This window comes from Ochrobactrum sp. RH2CCR150 (assembly GCA_014138095.1).
Lineage (GTDB): Bacteria > Pseudomonadota > Alphaproteobacteria > Rhizobiales > Rhizobiaceae > Brucella > Brucella gambitense.
Map to the genome: position 1 here is coordinate 21,870 of JACGXE010000004.1, position 20,620 is coordinate 42,489.

The window sequence follows — 20,620 nt, forward strand, 5'->3', positions numbered from 1 at the left end:
TATGAGCGATATGCCCTTGATCCTGTTGAGAGGTGTTTCACGTCACTATCCGTCTGGCGACACCTTCACCACGGTTCTGCGCAATATCAACCTCACCATTCAGCGCGGTGAGATGGTGGCGATTGTCGGTGCGTCCGGTTCGGGAAAATCCACGCTGATGAATATCCTCGGCTGTCTGGATCGCCCTTCCGAGGGGCAATATCTGATTTCCGGGCGCGTCACTGCGGAACTTGGTGCGGACGAACTGGCACAGCTTCGGCGCGAACATTTCGGCTTCATCTTCCAGCGCTATCATCTGTTGAACGAACTGGACGCTGTCGGCAATGTGGAAATACCCGCTATTTATGCCGGTCAGACACGTGACGCGCGGCGCGAGCGAGCGCATGAAATCTTACGCCGCCTTGGCATGGGCGACCGGACCCACCATCGTCCCAACCAGCTTTCCGGAGGTCAACAGCAGCGCGTATCGATAGCGCGCGCACTCATCAACGATGCCGGTGTCATTCTTGCTGACGAGCCGACTGGCGCGCTCGACAGTCACAGCGGCGAGGAAGTGCTAGACATTCTTCAGGAACTGAACCGCGAAGGCCGTACAATCATCATTGTTACGCATGACCGCGCCGTGGCGACGCGGGCAAACCGCATCATTGAGATCCGGGACGGAGAGATCATTGCCGACACCTCTCGTGAGGACCGTTGTGGCACTCAGCAGAACCCAAAAACCGTAAACACAACCGGGCAAAAACTTAAATCATTCAGCGGTATACGTGATCGCTTTAAAGAAGCTTTTGCGATGGCGCTGCGGTCTATGAATGCTCATCGGATGCGCACATTCCTCACAATGCTGGGAATCGTGATCGGTACGGCATCCGTTGTCTGTGTGACAGCGCTTGGGCAAGGCTCGCAACAGCGCATTCTCGAGAAGATCAGCAGCCTGGGCACGAACACGCTCTATGTCGGACCGGGAACCGGCTACGGTGATCTGAAGGCAGCTCTTGTCACCACACTGAGTGTCGATGATGCAACCGAACTGGCCAAGCTGCCCTATGTTGTTGCCGCAACGCCGGAAAGCACAACAGCTGGAACGGTTCGCGTCGGCAACAAGGAAGTCAGCATCACCGTCAACGGCGTGAGCGAGCAATATTTCAGGGCGCGCAAAAGCAAGCTGATCGAGGGGCGATTCTTCGACAGAAAAGGCCTCGACAATCTCGCACAGGATGCGGTGATTGATACAAACACCAAGAAGGGACTTTTTCCGAATGTACAGGGATCCGTCGTCGGCAGAATAGTCTTTCTGAAGCAGATTCCCGTGCGCATCGTTGGTGTGACTAAGGCCGACGAACAAGGCATGGGGGGATCGAGTAAGCTTGAGCTTTTTCTGCCCTATACAACGGTCCAGACCCGTATGACCGGCTCACGCGCCCTGCAATCGATTGCCGTTCGTATCCGCGATACGATGGACCCGGCTGTGGCGGAAGAAATGGTGACTGCGTTCCTGGAAAGGCGTCATGGCAAGAAAGATTTCTTCATCTTCAACACAGACACATTGCAAAAGACCATTCAGGCAACGACGGCGATGCTGGCCCTGCTCATCGCAAGCATTGCGGGTATCTCGCTTTTCGTTGGTGGAATCGGCGTGATGAACATCATGCTGGTCGCGGTCTCGGAAAGAATCAACGAGATCGGCGTGCGCATGGCCGTTGGCGCGCGGCAAAGCGATATCCTGCAACAGTTCCTGATCGAATCCATATTGGTATGCCTCATCGGAGGTGTGGCGGGCGTGCTGATCGCTGGAGGATTCGGCCTGCTGTTCGCGCAGTTCAGCACGATGTTCCAGCTCATCTATTCGCCGACATCCATTGTGATAGCGCTGCTTTGCTCAAGCCTTATCGGCATCGGCTTCGGTTTTATACCCGCCCGCAACGCTTCGCGACTCGATCCCGTGGTGGCGCTTGCCCGCGATTGATCTAACCTGTTGCACCGGATTCACGGGCAACACTCATTAAGGGAGGAATAAAATTCAACAACCCATACGGGTTGCGTTTATTCTAATAAACTAGATTATTAAATATACATAAGCATATGTAATATCTAATATAAATTAGATTACATACATGGATATATGGAGCATGAACCTGCGAGCGCGATGACGACACCTGTCAGAATTTTCTGGCCAATGGTGAATTTATGAAGGGGGTTGTTAACCTTCATTTTTTATTACTTGGGCTCATTCAGGCGACAGTATCTATGGTTCAGGTATCATGCGTAATTTGAGAGAAAATTTCCCCCATTCGAACGGAAATCGTACAGAGAACGCTTCGGACCCAAAGCCCCAGCGCAGCCCGTCGGATGCGCATAATCCGACAGATGACGGTGCCTGGAAAATCCACTTTTCTCTGGGCGAGAATGTCCGTTTCACCCGCACGCCGGAAGTGGAACTGATGCGTCGTCGCGGCGAAGATTTGCCGGACGTTAATGCACCACGTCCGCAAGTTCAGCCTGTCGCGGAAGCTTTGGAAGTTACCGCGGAGAAGGTGGCAGAAGTTCAGCCAATGGCGGTAGCCGCATTGCAGCAGAGCGTTTCGCTCGGCATGGTGCAGCCGCCAGTAGTTCCAGTACCCCCTGCCCTGCCGGTTATGCCGGTTGCAGTAGCCGCGCCTGCGGTTTATGTCGCTCCAGAGCCAGTGGTCGTGCAGACAGTTGTTGCACCGGTGGCAGAGGTTGCGACGTCTGCGCTTGCCTATATTTCCGACTTTGCCTTCTGGGAAGGTTGCGATGTTGAGGCAAGTCTTGCGCCGACGGTGCCGGTTATTGCTGCTGCGCCTGCTGCGCCCAAAAAACCTGCACCGACCGTTGAATCCATTCTGGCGCAGTTCCGCATTCGCGAATGGAACAGCCAGCCGGAAGAAACCCCAGTTGCAGCGGTAGCACCGCAGCCAGTGGCAGAAGTTCCTGCTCCTCAGCCTGTTGTAGCGCCAGAACCTGTCGCCGCAGCGCCCGTAGCTCCAGTCATTGCTCTCGTGGCAAAGGCGAAGGCAATCGCTCCGAAGAAGGTAGAGGCTGCGCCCCAGATCGCTGAGGTTGCCGAAGCTTCAGGTGAAGCGACCGAAGACGATGTCGTGCTTGCCGTTGCAGAAGCCGAAGAGCACAGCATTGAAGAAGTCGTAGTACCCGCCCCCGCTGCAGCAGCGCCTGCTCCGGCAAAGGCTGCGCCGTCGATTGCTCTCTATCAGCCTCAGCCCCTCCCCCGTGCTGAAACTCCTGTAATCCAAGGCGAGTATGAATTCCCGCCGCGCGATCTGCTGCAGATGCCGCCTGCGCTGGATGGCAATGTCATCACGCAGGAAATGCTGGAGCGCAGCGCAGGTCTGCTGGAAAGCGTGTTGGAAGATTTTGGCGTGCGCGGCGAAATCATCCATGTGCGTCCCGGTCCGGTCGTCACGCTCTATGAGTTCGAGCCTGCTCCAGGTGTTAAGTCCTCGCGCGTCATTGGCCTAGCCGACGATATCGCTCGCTCCATGTCAGCGCTCTCTGCTCGCGTTGCCGTTGTGCCGGGTCGTAATGTGATCGGTATCGAGCTGCCGAATGCCAATCGTGAGACTGTTTATCTGCGTGAGATGATCGACTCCCGCACTTTCGAAGCATCGAATTATCGCCTGCCGCTTTGCTTGGGCAAGGGCATCGGTGGCGAGCCGATCATTGCTGAACTGGCAAAGATGCCCCACCTGCTGGTGGCTGGCACCACTGGCTCCGGCAAGTCGGTTGCGATCAACACCATGATCCTGTCGCTGCTCTATCGGTTCAAGCCGGAAGAATGCCGCCTGATCATGGTCGATCCGAAGATGCTGGAACTGTCGATCTATGACGGCATTCCGCACCTGCTCACCCCGGTCGTGACCGACCCGAAAAAGGCTGTCGTTGCCCTGAAATGGGCCGTGCGCGAAATGGAAGAGCGCTATCGCAAGATGGCCCGCCTCGGTGTGCGGAATATCGAAGGTTTCAATGCCCGCGCGGCTTCCGCCAAGGGCAAGGGCGAAACCGTCATGTGCACCGTGCAGGCTGGCTTCGACAAGGAAACAGGTGAGCCAACCTATATTCAGGAAGAACTCGACCTGACGCCAATGCCATACATCGTGGTCATCATCGACGAGATGGCCGACCTGATGATGGTTGCGGGCAAGGATATCGAAGGTGCCGTGCAGCGTCTGGCACAGATGGCCCGTGCGGCTGGTATTCACCTGATCATGGCAACCCAGCGTCCAAGCGTCGATGTTATTACCGGCACGATCAAGGCCAACTTCCCGACCCGCATTTCCTTCCAGGTCACGTCGAAGATCGACAGCCGCACCATTCTTGGTGAGATGGGTGCCGAACAGCTTCTCGGCCAGGGCGATATGCTGCATATGGCCGGTGGCGGACGTATCGTACGCGTCCATGGACCATTCGTCTCCGATGAAGAAGTGGAACAGGTCGTCAATCATCTGAAGGAACAGGGTCGCCCGGATTATCTGGCAACCGTGACGGAAGATGAAGACGCCGAAGAAGAAACCGCTGACGCCGCCGTCTTCGATGCGACGTCGATGGGTTCCGAAGACGGTGACGACGTCTACGATCAGGCGGTCAAGGTGGTACTGCGCGACAAGAAGTGCTCCACCTCCTACATCCAGCGCCGTCTCGGCATTGGCTACAACCGCGCTGCCTCGCTCGTCGAGCGCATGGAAAAGGAAGGGCTTGTCGGTCCGGCGAACCATGTCGGCAAGCGTGAAATCCTGACCGGGAATCGCGACTGATTTAATCGATATAATTACTTAAAAGAGCCGAGCTGCGAATGCGACTCGGCTTTTTTGCGACCAATCTCAAGTGCTTGAGTGCTGTTGCAAGAATGTCCTTGTCAATATGTTAATTATGATTAATACTTTGGATATTCGTACATTCTTGATGACCGGCCGGGGTAGCCCCGGATGTTACTCTGTGCCAAAAAAACAGGGAGAATGGTTGATGAAGAGCATTATCATCGGGCCTACCGACAAGGATCGTACAGTCACGCAGCAGATACTGCATCGCATTCATGAGCAAATGCCGCAGCCCTCGGAAGACAAGACACAGGTGTGCAATGTTTTGCGCCGTTCGAAGGGCGGCTATTCACATCGTCGGCACAAGGTTCACAAGCTAGCCTGATTTGCGACATGAATTGAATATGTCGGTTCGTTCTCAGCGCCACTCGCCATTCTCCGGCCTGCTGGCGCTGTTATTTTATCCAGCCCAAACTTTCTAAATTCGCATGACTGGTTTATGAGAGAGCATTGCTCTAGTGGTCTGCTTCCAACATTTGCATCCCTCGCTTCAAGCGCTGAGCAAATGTTGGAATCATAAAGACCACTAGCAAGTATATGTATCTAGTGGATTTTTCGAATTTGGCGTTTGAAACAGCATATATGTCAGGCGGGATTCAAACGTCAAATTCAATCCACTAACATCAATAAATTCAGGAATGTGCGATGACCACCGAAGCCGACGGAAACGATGTGAAGAAGAAGTCCGGTTTGTTTCTCGGTTTCATGGCGGCGCTGGCCAGCCTGTTTTTTCTGGTTTTTATTGGCCTTGGTATTTGGCAGATCGAGCGCCTGCAATGGAAGCTTGACCTGATCGCGCGTGTGGATGCTCGCGTTCACGCCGAACCCGTTGCGGCTCCGGGCAAGGATGACTGGGCCAATGTCAACCAGAAGGACGACGAATATCGTCATGTCACCATCACCGGCACCTATCTGAACGATAAGGAAGTGCTGGTACATGCGCTGACCGAACGCGGCGCCGGTTACTGGGTTCTGACGCCGCTACGCACTGCAGATGGTTCGCTGACCTATATCAATCGCGGTTTTGTGCCGAGCAATAAGCGGGACCTGTCAACCCGTCCGGAAACCCAGATCGCTGGTGAAACCACCGTGACCGGTCTTCTGCGTATGCCTGAGCCGGATGGCTTTTTTCTGCGGCCCAACGATCCAGAAAAAAACAGCTGGAACTCTCGCGATGTCGCGGCTTTTGCCGCGAAGGAGAACCTTGGCACCGTCGCACCCTATTTCATCGATGCGGATGCCAAGTCCAATCCCGGTAATCAGCCCGTCGGTGGGCTGACGGTCGTTTCCTTCCGCAACAGCCACCTGTCCTATGCAATCACCTGGTTTGCGCTCGCAGCCATGGTTGCCGGGGCTGCTGTGTTCGTATGGCGCTACGAGCGCAAGTCCAGATCTTAAACGTGCAAGGCGTGGCCGAGCGCCTTCATGCTGGCCTCGGCAAAGCCCTCGCCCAAGGTCGGATGCGCGTGGATTGTTCCCGCAATATCCTCAAGGCGCGCGCCCATCTCAACGGCTTGTGCAAAGGCTGACGACAGTTCGGAAATACCAACACCAACCGCCTGAATGCCCAGAACGACATGATTGTCCGCGCGGGCCACCACACGAATAAAGCCGTCTTCCCGTTCAACCGTCATGGCACGGCCATTGGCCTGAAATGGGAAAATGCCAATCTGCGTGTTATGGCCTGCCTTGCGTGCCTCGTCGGGCAGCAGTCCCACTGTCACAATTTCCGGGTCGGTGAAGCAGACCGCCGGAATGCAGCGCTTGTCCCAGGCCTGCTTGCCGCCTGCGATGATCTCGGCAACCATCTCACCCTGCGCCATGGCGCGATGCGCCAGCATCGGTTCTCCCGTGACATCGCCAATTGCATAGACACCACGCATTGATGTGCGGCAGCGATCATCGATGCGGATGAAACGCCCATCCATATCGAGCCGGATTTCGCTCAATCCCCAACCATCGGTCTGCGGCTTGCGCCCGACTGTCACCAGCACCTTGTCGGCTTCGATGCGTTTGGTGTCGCCATCAGCCGCCAGCACTTCCAGTGCCTTGCCGTCTCCGGTTAGCCCCTTGGCCGATGTGCTGGTTAGCACCTCGACGCCAAGCGCCTTCAGGCGCTCCATGACGGGCCGCGTCAGTTCGGAATCATATTGTGGCAGAATACGGTCGGTGGCTTCGACCACAGTGACCTTGGAACCGAGTTTCGCATAGGCCGTGCCGATTTCGAGCCCGATATATCCACCGCCCACGACAGCCAGTTTCTCCGGTATGGTACCCAGCGATAAAGCTTCCGTGGACGAAATGATATTGCCGCCGAAGGGCAGCGCCTCGATTTCAACCGGCACGGAGCCGGTGGCGATCACGATGTTCTCCGCATGAATGGTCTGTCGGCCTGTATCTGTATCGACCAGCACGGTCTTGCCATCCATGAACCGCGCCTGCCCCTGAAACATGCGCACGCGCGACCGTTTCAACAGTCCGGCCACACCGCTGTTCAGTCGATTGACGATACCGTCTTTCCATTCAAGCGTGCGGGCAAAATCGATAGCAGGATTTTGCGCCGTGATGCCAAGCGCACCTTTCGATGCAAAATGCGTCAGGCGATGGAATTCATCTGCTGCATGGATCAGCGCCTTGGACGGAATACAGCCGACATTGAGGCAGGTGCCGCCGAGACGCTTTCGCTCGACAAGTACCGTGTCGATGCCGAGCTGCCCTGCCCGGATGCCGCAGACATAGCCGCCGGGGCCGCCGCCGATGATCAGAAGTTTGCAGTTAATCTCACTCATAAGTTCAGCCTTCCACAAAGATCATCGCAGGCGTTTCGATGAGGCTTTTCAGCTTCTGCACAAAGACAGCCGCGTCCCATCCGTCGATCACCCGATGATCGAAGCTGCATGAAAGGTTCATCATCTTGCGTGGCACGAATTGGGTTCCGTCCCACATCGGGCGCACGGCAATCTTGTTGATGCCAACGATCGCAACTTCCGGCCGATTGATGATCGGTGTCGTGGCTATCGCGCCAAGCGGTCCAAGCGACGTGATCGTGATGGTGGAACCGCTCAGTTCCTCGCGTTTTGCCGTACCGTTGCGGGCGGCATCCGTCACACGCGACAGCTCGGAAGCCGTCGCAAAGACGGTCATGCTCTCAGCGTGACGCACCACGGGGACGATCAAGCCGTTCGGTGTCTGCGTGGCAATGCCCACATGCACGCCGCCGAATTGACGGATGATATCAGCTTCATCGTCGAAATGGGCATTCAGCCCCGGCTGCTTTTTCACCGCCTTGACGATGGCGCGGATAACGAATGGCAGCAGCGTCAGGCGCGGACGCCCTTCCTTTTTCTCATTGTTGAGGCCGCTGCGCAGCTCTTCAAGCTGCGTGACGTCGACTTCCTCAACAATGGTGATATGCGGAATATGGCGTTTTGCTTCCGCCATGCGCTCGGCGATCTTGCGCCGAAGTCCTATCACCTTGATCTCGTTAACGGATGTATCGGCAGCATATCCGGCCAACGCCGTTGCGCCGCCGCTTTCGGTCTCGAAGAACGCATCCAGATCTTCATGGGTGATACGCCCGGCAGGTCCGGTTCCGCGAACACGCCTGAGATCAACACCCGCATCACGCGCCCGCAGCCGAACCGATGGCGTGGCCAGAGGCTTTTCACCTTCCGCCCGCACGGGGCCAGCGCCCGCAAAAGCGCGAGCGGAAGCTTCACGCTCGGGTGCTGTCGGCTTTGGCGGAACAGGCGTCTGCAACAAGACCGGCACTTCCGGAGTCTGCGACTTTGGCGCTTCGGCCGCTATCGGAGTATGCGCAGGCTCTTCTGCCTTCACTTCCTCGCTCGCACCGGAAGCGCCTTCAATTTCAAGCCGCACCAGTTCGGAACCGACAGCGATTTTTTCACCCACTTCGCCATTGATCGCGATGACTTTGCCCGCGCGCGACGACGGGATTTCCACCGTCGCCTTGTCGGTCATGACAGCGGCCAGAAGATCATCCTCGCGAATGATATCGCCAACCTTCACATGCCATTCGACAAGTTCGGCCTCGGCAACACCTTCACCGACATCGGGGAGTTTGATTGTAAAATGAGCCATGTTGTCTCCCCTCACGCTTCCATGATTGACACGAGTGCGCGCCCGACACGATCAGGACCGGGGAAATAGGCCCATTCCTGCGCATGTGGATAAGGCGTGTCCCAACCCGTCACGCGAATGACTGGCGCTTCGAGGTGATAGAAGCAATCGCGCTGCACGAGCGCGGCAAGTTCCGCACCATAGCCGCAGGTCAGCGTTGCTTCATGCACGATGACGCAACGGCCAGTCTTGCGCACCGAAGCCATGATGGTTTCGGTATCGAGCGGCAAAAGCGTGCGCAGATCGATAATCTCGGCATCGACACCGGTTTCTTCGGCTGCGGCCAGCGCGACATGCACCATGGTGCCATAGGCCAGAACCGTGACCGCGCTGCCTTCGCGGCGGATAGCGGCTTTGCCGAGCGGTACTGTGTAATAGCCTTCCGGCACTTCGCCCAGATCGTGCTTCTTCCACGATGTGACCGGCTTATCATGATGGCCGTCGAACGGGCCGTTATAAAGCCGCTTCGGCTCGAACATGATCACCGGATCGGGATCTTCAATCGCTGCAAGCAGCAGACCCTTGGCATCCGCAGGCGTAGACGGCATCACCGTTTTCAAGCCGGACACATGGGTGAAAAGCGCTTCCGGGCTTTGACTGTGCGTTTGCCCGCCATAGATGCCGCCGCCGGATGGCATGCGGATCACGATGGGGCATGTGAACTCGCCCGCCGAGCGATAGCGCAGACGAGCAGCTTCGGAGACAATCTGGTCATATGCCGGATAGACATAATCAGCGAACTGCACTTCAATGCAGGGGCGCAAGCCGTAAGCGGCCATACCGATTGCCGTGCCGACAATACCAAGCTCGCTGATTGGCGCATCGAAGCAGCGCTCTTTGCCGTACTTCTTCTGCAAGCCGGCGGTGCACCGAAACACGCCACCGAAATAGCCGACATCCTCACCGAACACGACCACATTCTTATCGCGTTCCATGGCAATGTCGTGGGCGTTCTGGATCGCCTCAATCATTGTCATTCTGGGCATAGTCATCTTGGTCATGGATCAGAACCCCGCTTCCTGACGCTGGCGAACAAGATGCGGCGGCGTTTCTGCGTAAACATCCTCGAACATGTCGCGCATGGAAGGCTTGCGCCCGTCATGCAGGGTGCCGATGGCTTCCGCCTCGCGCTGCGCGCTGACGACAAGGTCCATCACTTCCGCTTCCGCCTGCTTGTGACGTTCATCCGACCAGACCCCACGCAGGATCAGATAGTTCTTCAACCGCAGAATCGGATCGCCAAGCGGCCATGCATCGCTTTCCGCCTTGGGGCGATAGGCAGAAGGATCATCCGAAGTGGAATGCCCGCCTGCGCGATAGGTCACATATTCGATGATCGTTGGACCGAGATTGCGCCGTGCGCGCTCGACCGCCCATTTGGCCACGGCGTGAACAGCCAGATAATCATTGCCGTCAACCCGCAGCGACGGAATACCGAAACCGTGCCCGCGTGCCGCGAAAGTGCCGGAGCCGCCGCGCGCAATGCCCTGAAAGGTCGAGATCGCCCATTGGTTGTTGACGATGTTCATCACCACAGGCGCCTTGTAGGTCGAGGCGAACACGAGCGCGGCGTGAAAATCACTTTCGGCTGTCGAGCCGTCGCCAATCCACGCAGCCGCGATCTTGGTGTCGTGGCTGATTGCCGAGGCCATCGCCCAGCCCACAGCCTGCGTATATTGCGTCGCAAGGTTCCCGGAAATCGTGAAAAAGCCGTGCTCTTTCGAGGAATACATCACCGGGAGCTGACGGCCTTTCAGCGGGTCCTGCTCGTTAGAGAAAATCTGGTTCATCATGGTGACAAGTGGATAATCATCAGCGATCAGAAGCCCCGCTTGCCGATAAGTCGGGAAATTCATATCGCCCTTGCGCAACGCCTTTCTGAAGGCACAACTCACAGCCTCTTCGCCCAGATGCTGCATGTAGAACGATGTCTTGCCCTGCCGTTGCGCCATCATCATGCGCGCATCATAGGCGCGCAGGATCATCATGTGCCGCAGGCCATCTTTCAGCTCGTCGTCGCTGAGTGTACCGGCCCAAGGGCCGACCGCCTCGCCTTCGCGGTTCAACACGCGAATGATGCTGAAAGCTAGATCGCGCATCGCTTCAGGCTTTTCGTCTATTTCCGGTCTTCTGACACTGCCAGCACGAGGGATTTTGACATGGGAGAAATCCGGCGCATCGCCGGGCCGCCATTCCGGTTCAGGAACATGCAGGGATAGTACGACATCGTCGCTCATGCGGGCATACCTCGCAATGGGCCAAGCAACTGGCCTGGCAAAACTGGCATTGAGTGTCGAACGGGTGGAATTCTGATTGGTTCCGGCGAACAGGCCTTATTGAAATCCGGTTTCCGGATAGCCTTTCAAACACAGATTGACCGCATTCCTCCCATGCGACGTGAAGCCGGTTTTCCTCCTCCGATTTCACTGCCATTCAGGGTGATACGGCTCTCAAAATAAAGCAAGATTATTTTTCATGGTCTCAAGCGGTGAACCTGAAGTTCAGTTCTCCCGCTCGAAAATACGTCGCTTAAAGAGGCCGGTGAAATAAGTGTATTTCCATGTTTTATATGGGATTTGATATGGAATGTTTATCCTGCCATAGACGCAATATTCTTACGCATCGTTGACGATAACGTCAGTACCACTTGGTACTATTTCAAGTGAATTGCGCATTATGAAAAGATGCATGAGGCACTTTGTCCACTGCGCTGTCATGACCAAACCAGCAGAAAGGCCGCCGGATGACACCCTGATTCTGGCGAACACAAAAAACCGCGCTTGAAACAAGCGCGGTTCAATTTTGTCGAATTGTCGACTGGCTTAGCGGATGGCCTTGCCGTCATCGTCAAAACGATGCGTCTTGTCCGCTTCTGGCGTCACGAAGATAATGTCGTCTTCCGTATAGTAGTGCTCGCCGAACAGGCGAACAGTGATGAGACCTGCTCCTTCGGTTTCCACATAGAGGATGGTATCGGCACCGAGATGTTCGGCGTGGATGACCTTGCCCTTCCATTTGCCGCTTTCACGGCTAACGCCGAGATGTTCCGGGCGAATGCCGATGATCGTCGCACCCGTTTCGCCGATACGGTCGGCATCGACGAAATTCATCTGCGGCGAACCGATAAAGCCTGCCACGAACAGATTGTCAGGCTTGTTATAAAGCTCCATCGGCGAACCAATCTGTTCGATACGGCCTGCATTCAGCACCACGATGCGGTCGGCGAGCGTCATTGCCTCAACCTGATCGTGGGTAACATAGATCATCGTTGCCTTCAGCTCGCGATGCAGCTTGGCAATTTCCAAGCGCGTCTGCACGCGAAGCGCGGCATCGAGGTTGGACAAGGGCTCGTCGAACAGGAAAAGTTCCGGATCACGCACAAGCGCGCGACCGATGGCGACGCGCTGCCGCTGACCGCCAGACAATTCCGCCGGACGCCTTGCCAGATATGGATCAAGCGACAGCATGGATGACGCGCGCGTAACGCGGCTTTCAATCTGCTCCTTCGGCGCGCCGGTCTGTTTGAGACCAAGCCCCATATTGTCCTTCACCGTCAGATGCGGATAAAGCGCATAAGACTGGAACACCATCGCAATGCCGCGCTTTGACGGCGGCGTAACGGTCACATCCTTGTCGTTGATCAGCACCTGCCCCGAAGACACATCCTCCAGACCGGCAATTGAACGCAGCAGCGTGGACTTACCGCAACCGGAAGGCCCCACGAAAATGATGAACTCGCCGTCGCGAACTTCCAGATTGATATCCTTCAGAACAGCCTGCGAACCATAGCTCTTATTAATAGACTTGAGTAACAGCGATCCCACAGTCAAAAATCCCTTACAGTTTTATCGGCTGGCCAAGACGCACGCTTTCGTCAGCGGCGAGGCAGATACGCAGCGATTGCAGCGCATCGTCCATATGGCGGTTGAGATCGATATCCTCGCGAATGGCTTTCAGCATGTAAGCTTGTTCGCGTTCGCACAATTCCTGATGGCCCGGCTCGTCGGACATGGACAGATCTGTATCCGGCTTCAGGAATTTCCCGTCAGCCCCGCGTTCAGCGCGATGGATGCGGATGGTCGAGGTTTTGGTGTGCGCGTCCACATCGTCGGACTTGGTGACAGCCTCGTTCATGACGATGGAAACGCAGCCATTTGGTGAGATGACATCCTTCACGAAGAAGGCCGTTTCGGACATCATCGGGCCCCAACCGGCTTCGTACCAGCCAATCGTGCCGTCATCGAACAACACCTGCAAATGGCCGTAATTATACATATCCGGCTTGATTTCATTGGAAAGACGCAGGCCCATGCCGCGCACTTCCACCGGCTTGGCGTCGGTGATCTGGCACATCACATCCACATAATGCACACCGCAGTCGACAATCGGCGATGTGGTGTTCATCAGGTTCTTATGCGTCTCCCAGGTCGCGCCGCTGGACTGCTGATTGAGGTTCATACGGAAAACGTAAGGACCGCCAAGCTGGCGTGCTTCCGAGATCAGCCGCATCCAGGACGGATGATGGCGCAGGATATAGCCAATAACGAGCTTGCGCCCGTTGGCCCGCGCGCAATCAATGACGCGCCGCGCATCTTCCACGGTCGTTGCAAGCGGCTTTTCAACAAAAACATGCGCGCCCTGCTCCATCGCGGCCACGGCATAATCAGCATGGCTTTCCGAATAGGTGGCGATGCACGCCATATCCGGTTTCAGCTCGGCCAAGGCGTCGTGAAAGGATGGATGAATTTCATAACCGGCGAGTTCATCCGGCACGGCAACCTTGGTCCGGTTGACCAGACCGACGACTTCAAAACCCGGATTGCGATGATAAGCCAGTGCATGACTGCGGCCCATATTGCCGAGACCTGCCGAGAGCACACGTATCGGGGCGATTGGGGCCGGGGCGCTTGTTGTATCTGAACTCATTTGACAGCTCCGGCTGTGATGCCGCGGATCAGTTGCCGCGAGAAAATGACGTAGAGGACGAGGATCGGGAACATTGCCAGCGAAAGCGCCGACAGGACCGCATTCCAGTTGGTGACGAACTGGCCGATGAACAGCTGCGAACCCAGTGTCACCGTCTTGGTGGCTTCGCTCGGCGCGAGGATCAGCGGGAACCAGAGATCGTTCCAGATCGGGATCATGGTGAAGACGGCGACCGTTGCCATGGCGGGACGGATCAGCGGCAGCACCAGCTTGAAGAAGATCGCATATTCCGACATGCCGTCTATTCGCCCGGCATTTTTCAAATCGTCTGACACGGTTCGCATGAATTCGGACAGGATGAAGATCGCAAGCGGCAAGCCTTGAGCCGTATAGACGAGGATCAGCGACGTCAGACTATTGACCAGCCCCACCGCGACCATGCCCTGCAACAATGCAACCGTGCCAAGACGGATCGGGATCATGATGCCGATGGCCAGATAAAGCCCCATCAGCGTGTTGCCCTTGAAGCGGTATTCCGACAGGGCAAAGGCTGCCATGGCGCCAAACAGGATGACGAAGAAGATGCTCGCCACTGTAACGATGGCGCTGTTCTGGAAGTAGGTCAGGAACGAGCCCTGCTTCAGCACCGTTTCATAGCCGATGAGGCTGAAGCTCTCCGGTGTCGGGAACTGCAGCGGCGTGCGGAAAATCGCATTGCGGTCCTTGAAGGAATTGATCAGCGTCAGCGCCACCGGAAACACGGCGACAAGCATATAGATGATCAGTGCCGCATGAACGAATGTTGTGCGAAGGGGCGAAGTGCGTGCTTTCGACATGATTTCTCGCTCCTCAGAACTGATAGCGGCGCATGCGACGCTGGATGCCGAACAGATAGAGCGACACACCGGCGAGGATGATGAGGAACATCACGGCCGCGATGGTCGCGCCCATGGACGGATTGCCAAGCTGAAGCTGGAAGCCGAAGAAGGTGCGGTACAGGAAGGTGCCCAGAATATCAGTCGCCTTGTCCGGTCCCGCGAGCGCACCCTGCATCGAATAGACAAGGTCGAACGCGTTGAAGTTGGCAACGAAGGTCATGACCGAGATCAGGCCAATTGACGGCAGGATGAGCGGTAGCTTGATCTTCCAGAACTGGCTCCAGCCGGTAATGCCGTCACATTCGGCAGCTTCAATAATCTCATCGGGAATGTTGAGCAGCGCCGCATAGATCAGCATCATGGGAATACCGATAAACTGCCAGACCGAGACGAGTGATACGGTTACAAGTGCGGTTTCGGCTTTGCCCAGCCACGGTCCAAAGGCCCATTTCATGCCCACCAGATCCATCATCCATGGCGCAACGCCCCAGATCGGTGACAGGATGAGCTTCCAGATAAAGCCGACAATCACGAAGGACAAAAGCGTCGGCAGGAAGATTGCGGTACGGTAGAAGGCGGCAAAACGCAGTCTCGGCAGCGACAGCATGGCCGCCAGCAAAATTCCGATCGGGTTTTGAACCAGCATGTGAATGCAGAAGAATATAACGTTGTTTTTCAACGCATTCCAGAAATCGCGCGACCAGTTTACATCGCCGAAAAGCGTCTGGAAATTGGCGAAGCCGACAAAGACGCGCTGCCCGTCAACGACATTGAAAAACGCTTGCCGCAATGTCTCGATCAGCGGCAGCACCATGACGGCGGTATAAATCAGCACGCAAGGCAGCAGAAACACAAGAATGTGCCACCGCTTCGGGCGTTTTTGCTCAATGATTGGCAGGTCGGCAGACTGGCTCATCAACACTCGCTGTTCTTCGGCTTATGCGGTTCTTACGAACTTTCTATCGCCGTGAGACTGACACGGATCGCGCATCGCGCGAAAGAAAAACTGCCCGCAAGACTATCCGGTAGGTCTGTTCGGCATCGAAAATGCACACGGGCGGCCCTGCTATGCGCAAAGCCGCCCGTGAATAATCATATTTACTTGGCTGGCTTGTACCAGCTGTCGAGGCCTTCCTGCAGCTTCTTGGCGGCATCTTCCGGCGTTACAGTGCCGTTGATGACGTTAGCCGACTGAACCCAGGTTTCGTTTTCCAGGTTCGGCGTGCCGCGCGACAGGATCTGGTAGGTCGAGCGAATGGTCGGCTTGCACTTTTCGCGCCAGGACACGAATTCCTGCGCCAGCGGATCGGACATCTTCACAGCTGTCGAATTCAGGCTGAAGAAGCCCGGCAGCGCATTGGCGTAGATTTCCGCAAATTCTGGTGAAGCGACCCAGTTGAGGAACACCTTGGCCTGTTCGGCATTCTTGCTCGAAGCATTGAGGCCGAGACCGATATCGTTGTGGTCCGAGATGTAGCAGCTGTCGCCTGCATTCTTCACCGGCGGCGGGAATGCACCCATCTTGAACTGTGCCTGCGTGTTGAACAGGCCGATTTCCCACGAACCTGCCGGATAAATCGCAGCACGGCCCAGCGTGAAGAGATTCTGGCTGTCGGGATAGGTCTGTGCTTCGAAGCCGTCGCCTAGATAATCCTTCCACTTGGCGAGAACCTTGAACGGCTCAACCCACGGTTCGTCCGTCAGCTTCTGCTGGCCAGCGATGAGCGCCTTGCGGCCTTCCTCACCCTTCCAATAGGTCGGGCCGATATTCTGGTAGCCCATGGTTGCGGCTTCCCACATATCCTTGGTGCCCATGGCCATCGGGATATAGGTGCCGTCAGCCTTGATCTTGTCGAGCATCGCGAAGAACTCGGCTTCGGTCGCCGGTGCCTTCAGGCCAAGCTTGTCAAAGGCTTCCTGATTATAGATGAAGCCGTGAATAACCGAAGCCATTGGCACGCAGAAAGCCTTCTTGCCGTCGTCGGTGGTCCAGGCGGACTTGGCGACGTCGGAGAAGTTCTTCATGCCTTCGAGATCGGTAAGATCGGCAAGCTTGCCCTTGTTGAACAGCTCCAGCGAGGTGTCGAACGGACGGCAAGAAATGAGATCGCCGCCCGAACCAGCATCCAGCTTTGCATTGAGAGCGGCGTTATATTCCGTCGGCGCACTTGGCGCAAAATTGATCTTGATGCCCGGATTCTTGGCTTCAAAGGCTGGAATGATCTTTTCCTGCCAGATCTGCAGATCGTCGTTACGCCAGCTTTCAACCGTCAGCGTGACGTCCTGAGCAAATGCGGCAGAACCCGACGCCAGCAACGTCGAACCCAGCAGCATGAATTTCAAGGTATTGCGAACCATTTGACCTTCTCCCGTTTTTTTGAACGCAGACGCACAAAAGAGGCGAGATACGCCTGTCCATTTTGATACACCACGTTAATGACGATGGCTCATCACGGTACGGGATAAATGCCGGCTCCGCCGGTCTTCGTTCCATCCCATTTCCGCGCGACCCTCGCCTGTTAACAACCTTTGGCGACCCCTGGCGGCATTGCGCTCCCCTTTGATTGAATTTAATGCCAAAAACGTACCAATTGTCCAGCGAAGTTTACGAAATTCTCGCATAAAAATTGGAGGCAAGATAATTTACCTTATTTTATCAACACATTAATCAATTTTTCTCGTCTTCGATGAATCTGCTTGGTTAATGGTATTTTTTTGGTATCTTCAAGTTGGAGGTATCTTCATGGCAGAGTATTTCATTGGCGTGGACGGCGGTGGCACCGGATGCCGCGCTGTGGTGGCAGACAGCAGCGGTGCGATTCTCGGAACGGGACGCAGCGGGTCGGCCAATATTGTCACCGATCCGCAGACTTCGCTCGTCAATGTACGCGCAGCCATCGACAATGCCTTCGCCGATGCAGGACTGGACCAGAGCCATTACGGCGAAAGCCATGCGGTGCTCGGGCTTGCTGGCGGCAATGTCCAGGGTGCAGGGCTGCCAATTGAGCAAGGCCTCCCCTTTGCCCATGCCAATGTCGAGTTCGACGGCCTCATTGCATTGCAGGGTGCGCTTGGCGATCAGGACGGCATCGTCGCCATTCTTGGTACCGGAACGGCCTATATCGTCCGCCAGCAGGAACGGATTCATTCGGTCGGCGGCTGGGGATTTCCGCTCAGCGATCTTGGCAGCGGCGCGCGGCTTGGCCAAAGCCTGCTGCAGGAATGCCTGTTGGTGCATGATGGTATCCACCCCCGCAGCCGCCTGACAACGGATGTGCTCGACGAGTTCGGCAACAATCCCGACAATCTGGTTGAATTCGCCTGGACGGCGAAGCCCGGTGATTTCGGCAAATATGCACCCCGTATTTTCCAGTATGCTGCCAATGGCGATGAAATCGCGCGCATGCTTCTGGAGCGTTCAGCAGGCTATGTCAGTGAAACGCTGGATATGTTGGTTGGACAGGGCGCAGAGCGGATCAGTCTGTTGGGCGGCATGGCGCCACTTTATGTGGAATGGCTTCCCGCAAGCCATCAGAAGCTCATTGTCCAACCCGCTGCCGACGCCTTGACCGGAGCTTTGCAGCTCGCGCTCAAGCGCTATGGCCACAAGATGGATGAGGCGCGTGCATGAGCGGTAATTTCGGCGCCTTCTTACCCAAAAATCTTCAGGGCACCGCGCCCTCTTCAGGCGCGGGACCGCTCTATATGCAGTTGCGCCAATCGTTGGAAGCCGCGATTCGTGCCGGTCATCTGGCTGACGGAGAGGCCCTACCACCTGAACGCGACATTGCAGAATATGCCAATATCAGCCGGGTGACCGTGCGCAAGGCAGTGGACGATCTCGTTAAATCGGGACTTCTGGTGCGCCGCCATGGCTCCGGCACCTTTGTCGTTCGCCCCAGCGAGCGCGTGCAGCAATCGCTTTCCATGCTGACGTCTTTTACCGAAGACATGGCGCGGCGCGGCATTGCAACCCAATCCAAATGGCTGGAGCGCGGTCTCTATTATCCCTCGCCTGAGGAAATGATGAAGCTTGGCGTTTCATCCGAAACCCGTGTTGCCCGGCTTGGCCGCTTGCGTATGGCAAGCGATCTGCCGCTGGCTATCGAACGCGCCACCTTGTCGAGCGAAGTTCTGCCGGACCCGAATGCTGTGCAAGGTTCGCTCTATGCTGAACTCGGTCGGACCGGCTTTCGCCCGGTGCGCGCTGTGCAGCGCATATCCGCCTGCAACATCAAGGATCCCGATGCGCGTATTCTCGGTGTCACGACCGGCGATGCGGGATTGTCCATCGAGCGTATTTCCTACCTCGCATCTGGCCGGGCGGTGGAGTTCACCAAATCGCTTTATCGTGGCGACGCCTATGATTTCGTGGCAGAACTCTCGATACCATCGGCCTAAGACCAGCATCAGCCCATAAAGAAAACGGCCCGTTTCCGGGCCGTTTTCTTTTGTCTAATGATGCTTCGTGCCTTGCCGCGCCAGATCTGCAGTCGGATCAGCCGCAAGACGCTTGCGGGCGCGGTCATCCATCAATTCATACCACATAGCGTTGAGCACAGCGAAAGCTGCGGCGAGCGGCAGGCCCAGAAGCCAGGAAAAATACCACATATTGCTTTCCTTTCTTGGATTGAAAGGCGCGGACGGACAAAGCCGCTCGCAGCCAAATCAATAAGCGTGGTTGCTCTCGTCCTCGATCATTTCCTTTTCCACCTTGCCCCACAGCACTCTGTAGACCCAGGAGGTGTAGGCAACGATGATCGGCAGGAAGATCAGGGTCACCACCAGCATGATGAACAGCGTCATATGACTGGAAGACGAATCCCAAACCGTCAGGCTTGCCCGGGGATCGAGCGAAGACGGCAGAATGAACGGGAACATCGAGACACCGACCGATGAGATGATACCGAAGATCGTAAGCTTGCCCAGCAGAAGCGGGGCGACTTCACGACCGCCACGCAGTGTCAGAAACACTGCAATCGCGCCCAGAATGCCAAGTGCCGGAGCAATCAGCAGGATCGGATAGTTAGCATAATTGCTGAACCATGCGCTGTGATCCAGTTCCACAGTCTTGCGCAGCGGATTGGACGGCCCATCGGTGACGACAGCGCTCGTAATCCTGTAACCGGACACCCAGAACCAGCTGGCAACGCCCGCCAGAGCATAGAGAACGAGCGTCAGAAGTGCAGCAATGCTGCCATAACGCCGTGCTCTCTGCTGAATTTCTCCCGATGTCTTCAGGACCAGCCAGGAGGCCCCATGCATGGAAAGCATGGTGACCGACAACACGCCACAAATAAGAGCAAACGGGTTGAGCAGGCCGAAGAACGTACCTTCATAGAAGATCTGCAGATCATCGGCGAGCCGGAAAGGAACGCCCTGCAACACGTTACCAACGGCAACGCCGAAGATTAGCGCCGGTACAAAGCCGCCGATGAACAAGGCAATATCCCAACCCCGACGCCAAGCCCTGCCCTCACGCTTCGAGCGGTATTTGAAACCGACCGGGCGCAGAATGAGGGCAAAGAGAATGACGAACATCGCCAGATAGAAACCGGAGAAGGACACGGCATAAAGCGGTGGCCAGGCGGCGAAAATCGCGCCGCCGCCAAGAACCAGCCAAACCTGATTGCCTTCCCAGACCGGGCCGATCGTGTTGATGATAACGCGGCGTTCCACATCTGTTTTGCCAACAAGCGGCATCAGGATATCTACGCCCAGATCAAACCCGTCCATCGCGGCAAAGCCGATCAGCAACACGCCGAGCAGTACCCACCAGATGATGCGAAGGGTTTCATAGTCCAACAATTCGCTGAGTATCAT

General features: G+C 56.2%; 17 protein-coding genes. 6 read left to right on the forward strand and 11 right to left on the reverse strand.

The genetic code is table 11. The annotated features are described in order from the left end of the window. The first annotated feature begins 1 nt into the window (after nt 1). The 4 genes from FHW03_RS10065 (at nt 2) to FHW03_RS10080 (ending at nt 6,251) form a co-directional block, all read left to right on the forward strand. On the forward strand, nt 2–1,966 hold the full coding sequence (locus tag FHW03_RS10065; RefSeq protein ID WP_182520511.1) for a MacB family efflux pump subunit: 1,965 nt from the start codon (nt 2–4) through the stop codon (nt 1,964–1,966). Nucleotides 1,967–2,261: 295 nt separating this feature from the next. Next, the gene (locus FHW03_RS10070; RefSeq protein WP_182520512.1) at nt 2,262–4,790 is read left to right on the forward strand and encodes a DNA translocase FtsK; all 2,529 of its coding nucleotides are present in this window, start codon (nt 2,262–2,264) and stop codon (nt 4,788–4,790) included. A gap of 208 nt (nt 4,791–4,998) precedes the next feature. After that, complete coding sequence (locus FHW03_RS10075) at nt 4,999–5,178, forward strand: hypothetical protein (RefSeq protein WP_182520513.1); 180 nt, start codon at nt 4,999–5,001, stop codon at nt 5,176–5,178. A 320-nt stretch (nt 5,179–5,498) separates the two neighbouring features. Then, entirely contained in the window at nt 5,499–6,251 is a 753-nt protein-coding gene (locus FHW03_RS10080) for an SURF1 family protein (RefSeq protein WP_377514549.1), read from the forward strand. Here the strand turns inward: FHW03_RS10080 and lpdA are convergent. The 9 genes from lpdA to FHW03_RS10125 form a co-directional block, all read right to left on the reverse strand. After that, nucleotides 6,248–7,642 (reverse strand): dihydrolipoyl dehydrogenase, encoded by a 1,395-nt coding sequence (gene lpdA / locus FHW03_RS10085; protein ID WP_182520514.1) that lies wholly within the window; start codon nt 7,640–7,642, stop codon nt 6,248–6,250. The genes FHW03_RS10080 and lpdA overlap by 4 nt on opposite strands. Nucleotides 7,643–7,646: 4 nt before the next feature. Then, nucleotides 7,647–8,954 (reverse strand): dihydrolipoamide acetyltransferase family protein, encoded by a 1,308-nt coding sequence (locus FHW03_RS10090; RefSeq protein ID WP_182520515.1) that lies wholly within the window; start codon nt 8,952–8,954, stop codon nt 7,647–7,649. An 11-nt stretch (nt 8,955–8,965) separates the two neighbouring features. Beyond that, the gene (locus FHW03_RS10095; RefSeq protein ID WP_109367989.1) at nt 8,966–9,979 is read right to left on the reverse strand and encodes an alpha-ketoacid dehydrogenase subunit beta; all 1,014 of its coding nucleotides are present in this window, start codon (nt 9,977–9,979) and stop codon (nt 8,966–8,968) included. An 18-nt stretch (nt 9,980–9,997) separates the two neighbouring features. Continuing rightward, nucleotides 9,998–11,230 carry a 3-methyl-2-oxobutanoate dehydrogenase (2-methylpropanoyl-transferring) subunit alpha gene (locus tag FHW03_RS10100; protein WP_182520516.1) on the reverse strand — a complete coding sequence of 411 codons (1,233 nt, stop codon included), beginning with the start codon at nt 11,228–11,230 and terminating at the stop codon, nt 9,998–10,000. 585 nt (nt 11,231–11,815) lie between these two features. Continuing rightward, the gene (locus FHW03_RS10105; protein WP_182520517.1) at nt 11,816–12,817 is read right to left on the reverse strand and encodes an ABC transporter ATP-binding protein; all 1,002 of its coding nucleotides are present in this window, start codon (nt 12,815–12,817) and stop codon (nt 11,816–11,818) included. Nucleotides 12,818–12,830: 13 nt separating this feature from the next. Beyond that, nucleotides 12,831–13,919, reverse strand: a complete 1,089-nt coding sequence (locus FHW03_RS10110) for a Gfo/Idh/MocA family protein (RefSeq protein ID WP_182520518.1) — start codon at nt 13,917–13,919, stop codon at nt 12,831–12,833. Next, nucleotides 13,916–14,755, reverse strand: coding sequence for a carbohydrate ABC transporter permease (locus FHW03_RS10115; RefSeq protein WP_078337000.1), 840 nt, complete (start codon nt 14,753–14,755; stop codon nt 13,916–13,918). The genes FHW03_RS10110 and FHW03_RS10115 overlap by 4 nt, the downstream gene beginning before the upstream one ends. 13 nt (nt 14,756–14,768) lie before the next feature. Continuing rightward, the gene (locus FHW03_RS10120; RefSeq protein ID WP_182520519.1) at nt 14,769–15,713 is read right to left on the reverse strand and encodes a carbohydrate ABC transporter permease; all 945 of its coding nucleotides are present in this window, start codon (nt 15,711–15,713) and stop codon (nt 14,769–14,771) included. Nucleotides 15,714–15,895: 182 nt separating this feature from the next. Beyond that, nucleotides 15,896–17,155, reverse strand: a complete 1,260-nt coding sequence (locus FHW03_RS10125) for an ABC transporter substrate-binding protein (RefSeq protein WP_182520520.1) — start codon at nt 17,153–17,155, stop codon at nt 15,896–15,898. A gap of 385 nt (nt 17,156–17,540) precedes the next feature. Here FHW03_RS10125 and FHW03_RS10130 point away from each other — a divergent pair, with 385 nt between their 5' ends. Then, nucleotides 17,541–18,428: an N-acetylglucosamine kinase gene (locus FHW03_RS10130; RefSeq protein ID WP_182520521.1), complete on the forward strand. Its 888-nt coding sequence runs from the start codon at nt 17,541–17,543 to the stop codon at nt 18,426–18,428. Beyond that, complete coding sequence (locus FHW03_RS10135) at nt 18,425–19,198, forward strand: GntR family transcriptional regulator (RefSeq protein ID WP_182520522.1); 774 nt, start codon at nt 18,425–18,427, stop codon at nt 19,196–19,198. The genes FHW03_RS10130 and FHW03_RS10135 overlap by 4 nt, the downstream gene beginning before the upstream one ends. A 54-nt stretch (nt 19,199–19,252) precedes the next feature. Here FHW03_RS10135 and cydX read toward each other — a convergent pair whose 3' ends face one another. Both cydX and cydB read right to left on the reverse strand, forming a co-directional pair. Then, nucleotides 19,253–19,408: a cytochrome bd-I oxidase subunit CydX gene (gene cydX / locus FHW03_RS10140; RefSeq protein ID WP_078337005.1), complete on the reverse strand. Its 156-nt coding sequence runs from the start codon at nt 19,406–19,408 to the stop codon at nt 19,253–19,255. A gap of 57 nt (nt 19,409–19,465) precedes the next feature. Next, entirely contained in the window at nt 19,466–20,620 is a 1,155-nt protein-coding gene (gene cydB, locus FHW03_RS10145) for a cytochrome d ubiquinol oxidase subunit II (RefSeq protein WP_182520523.1), read from the reverse strand.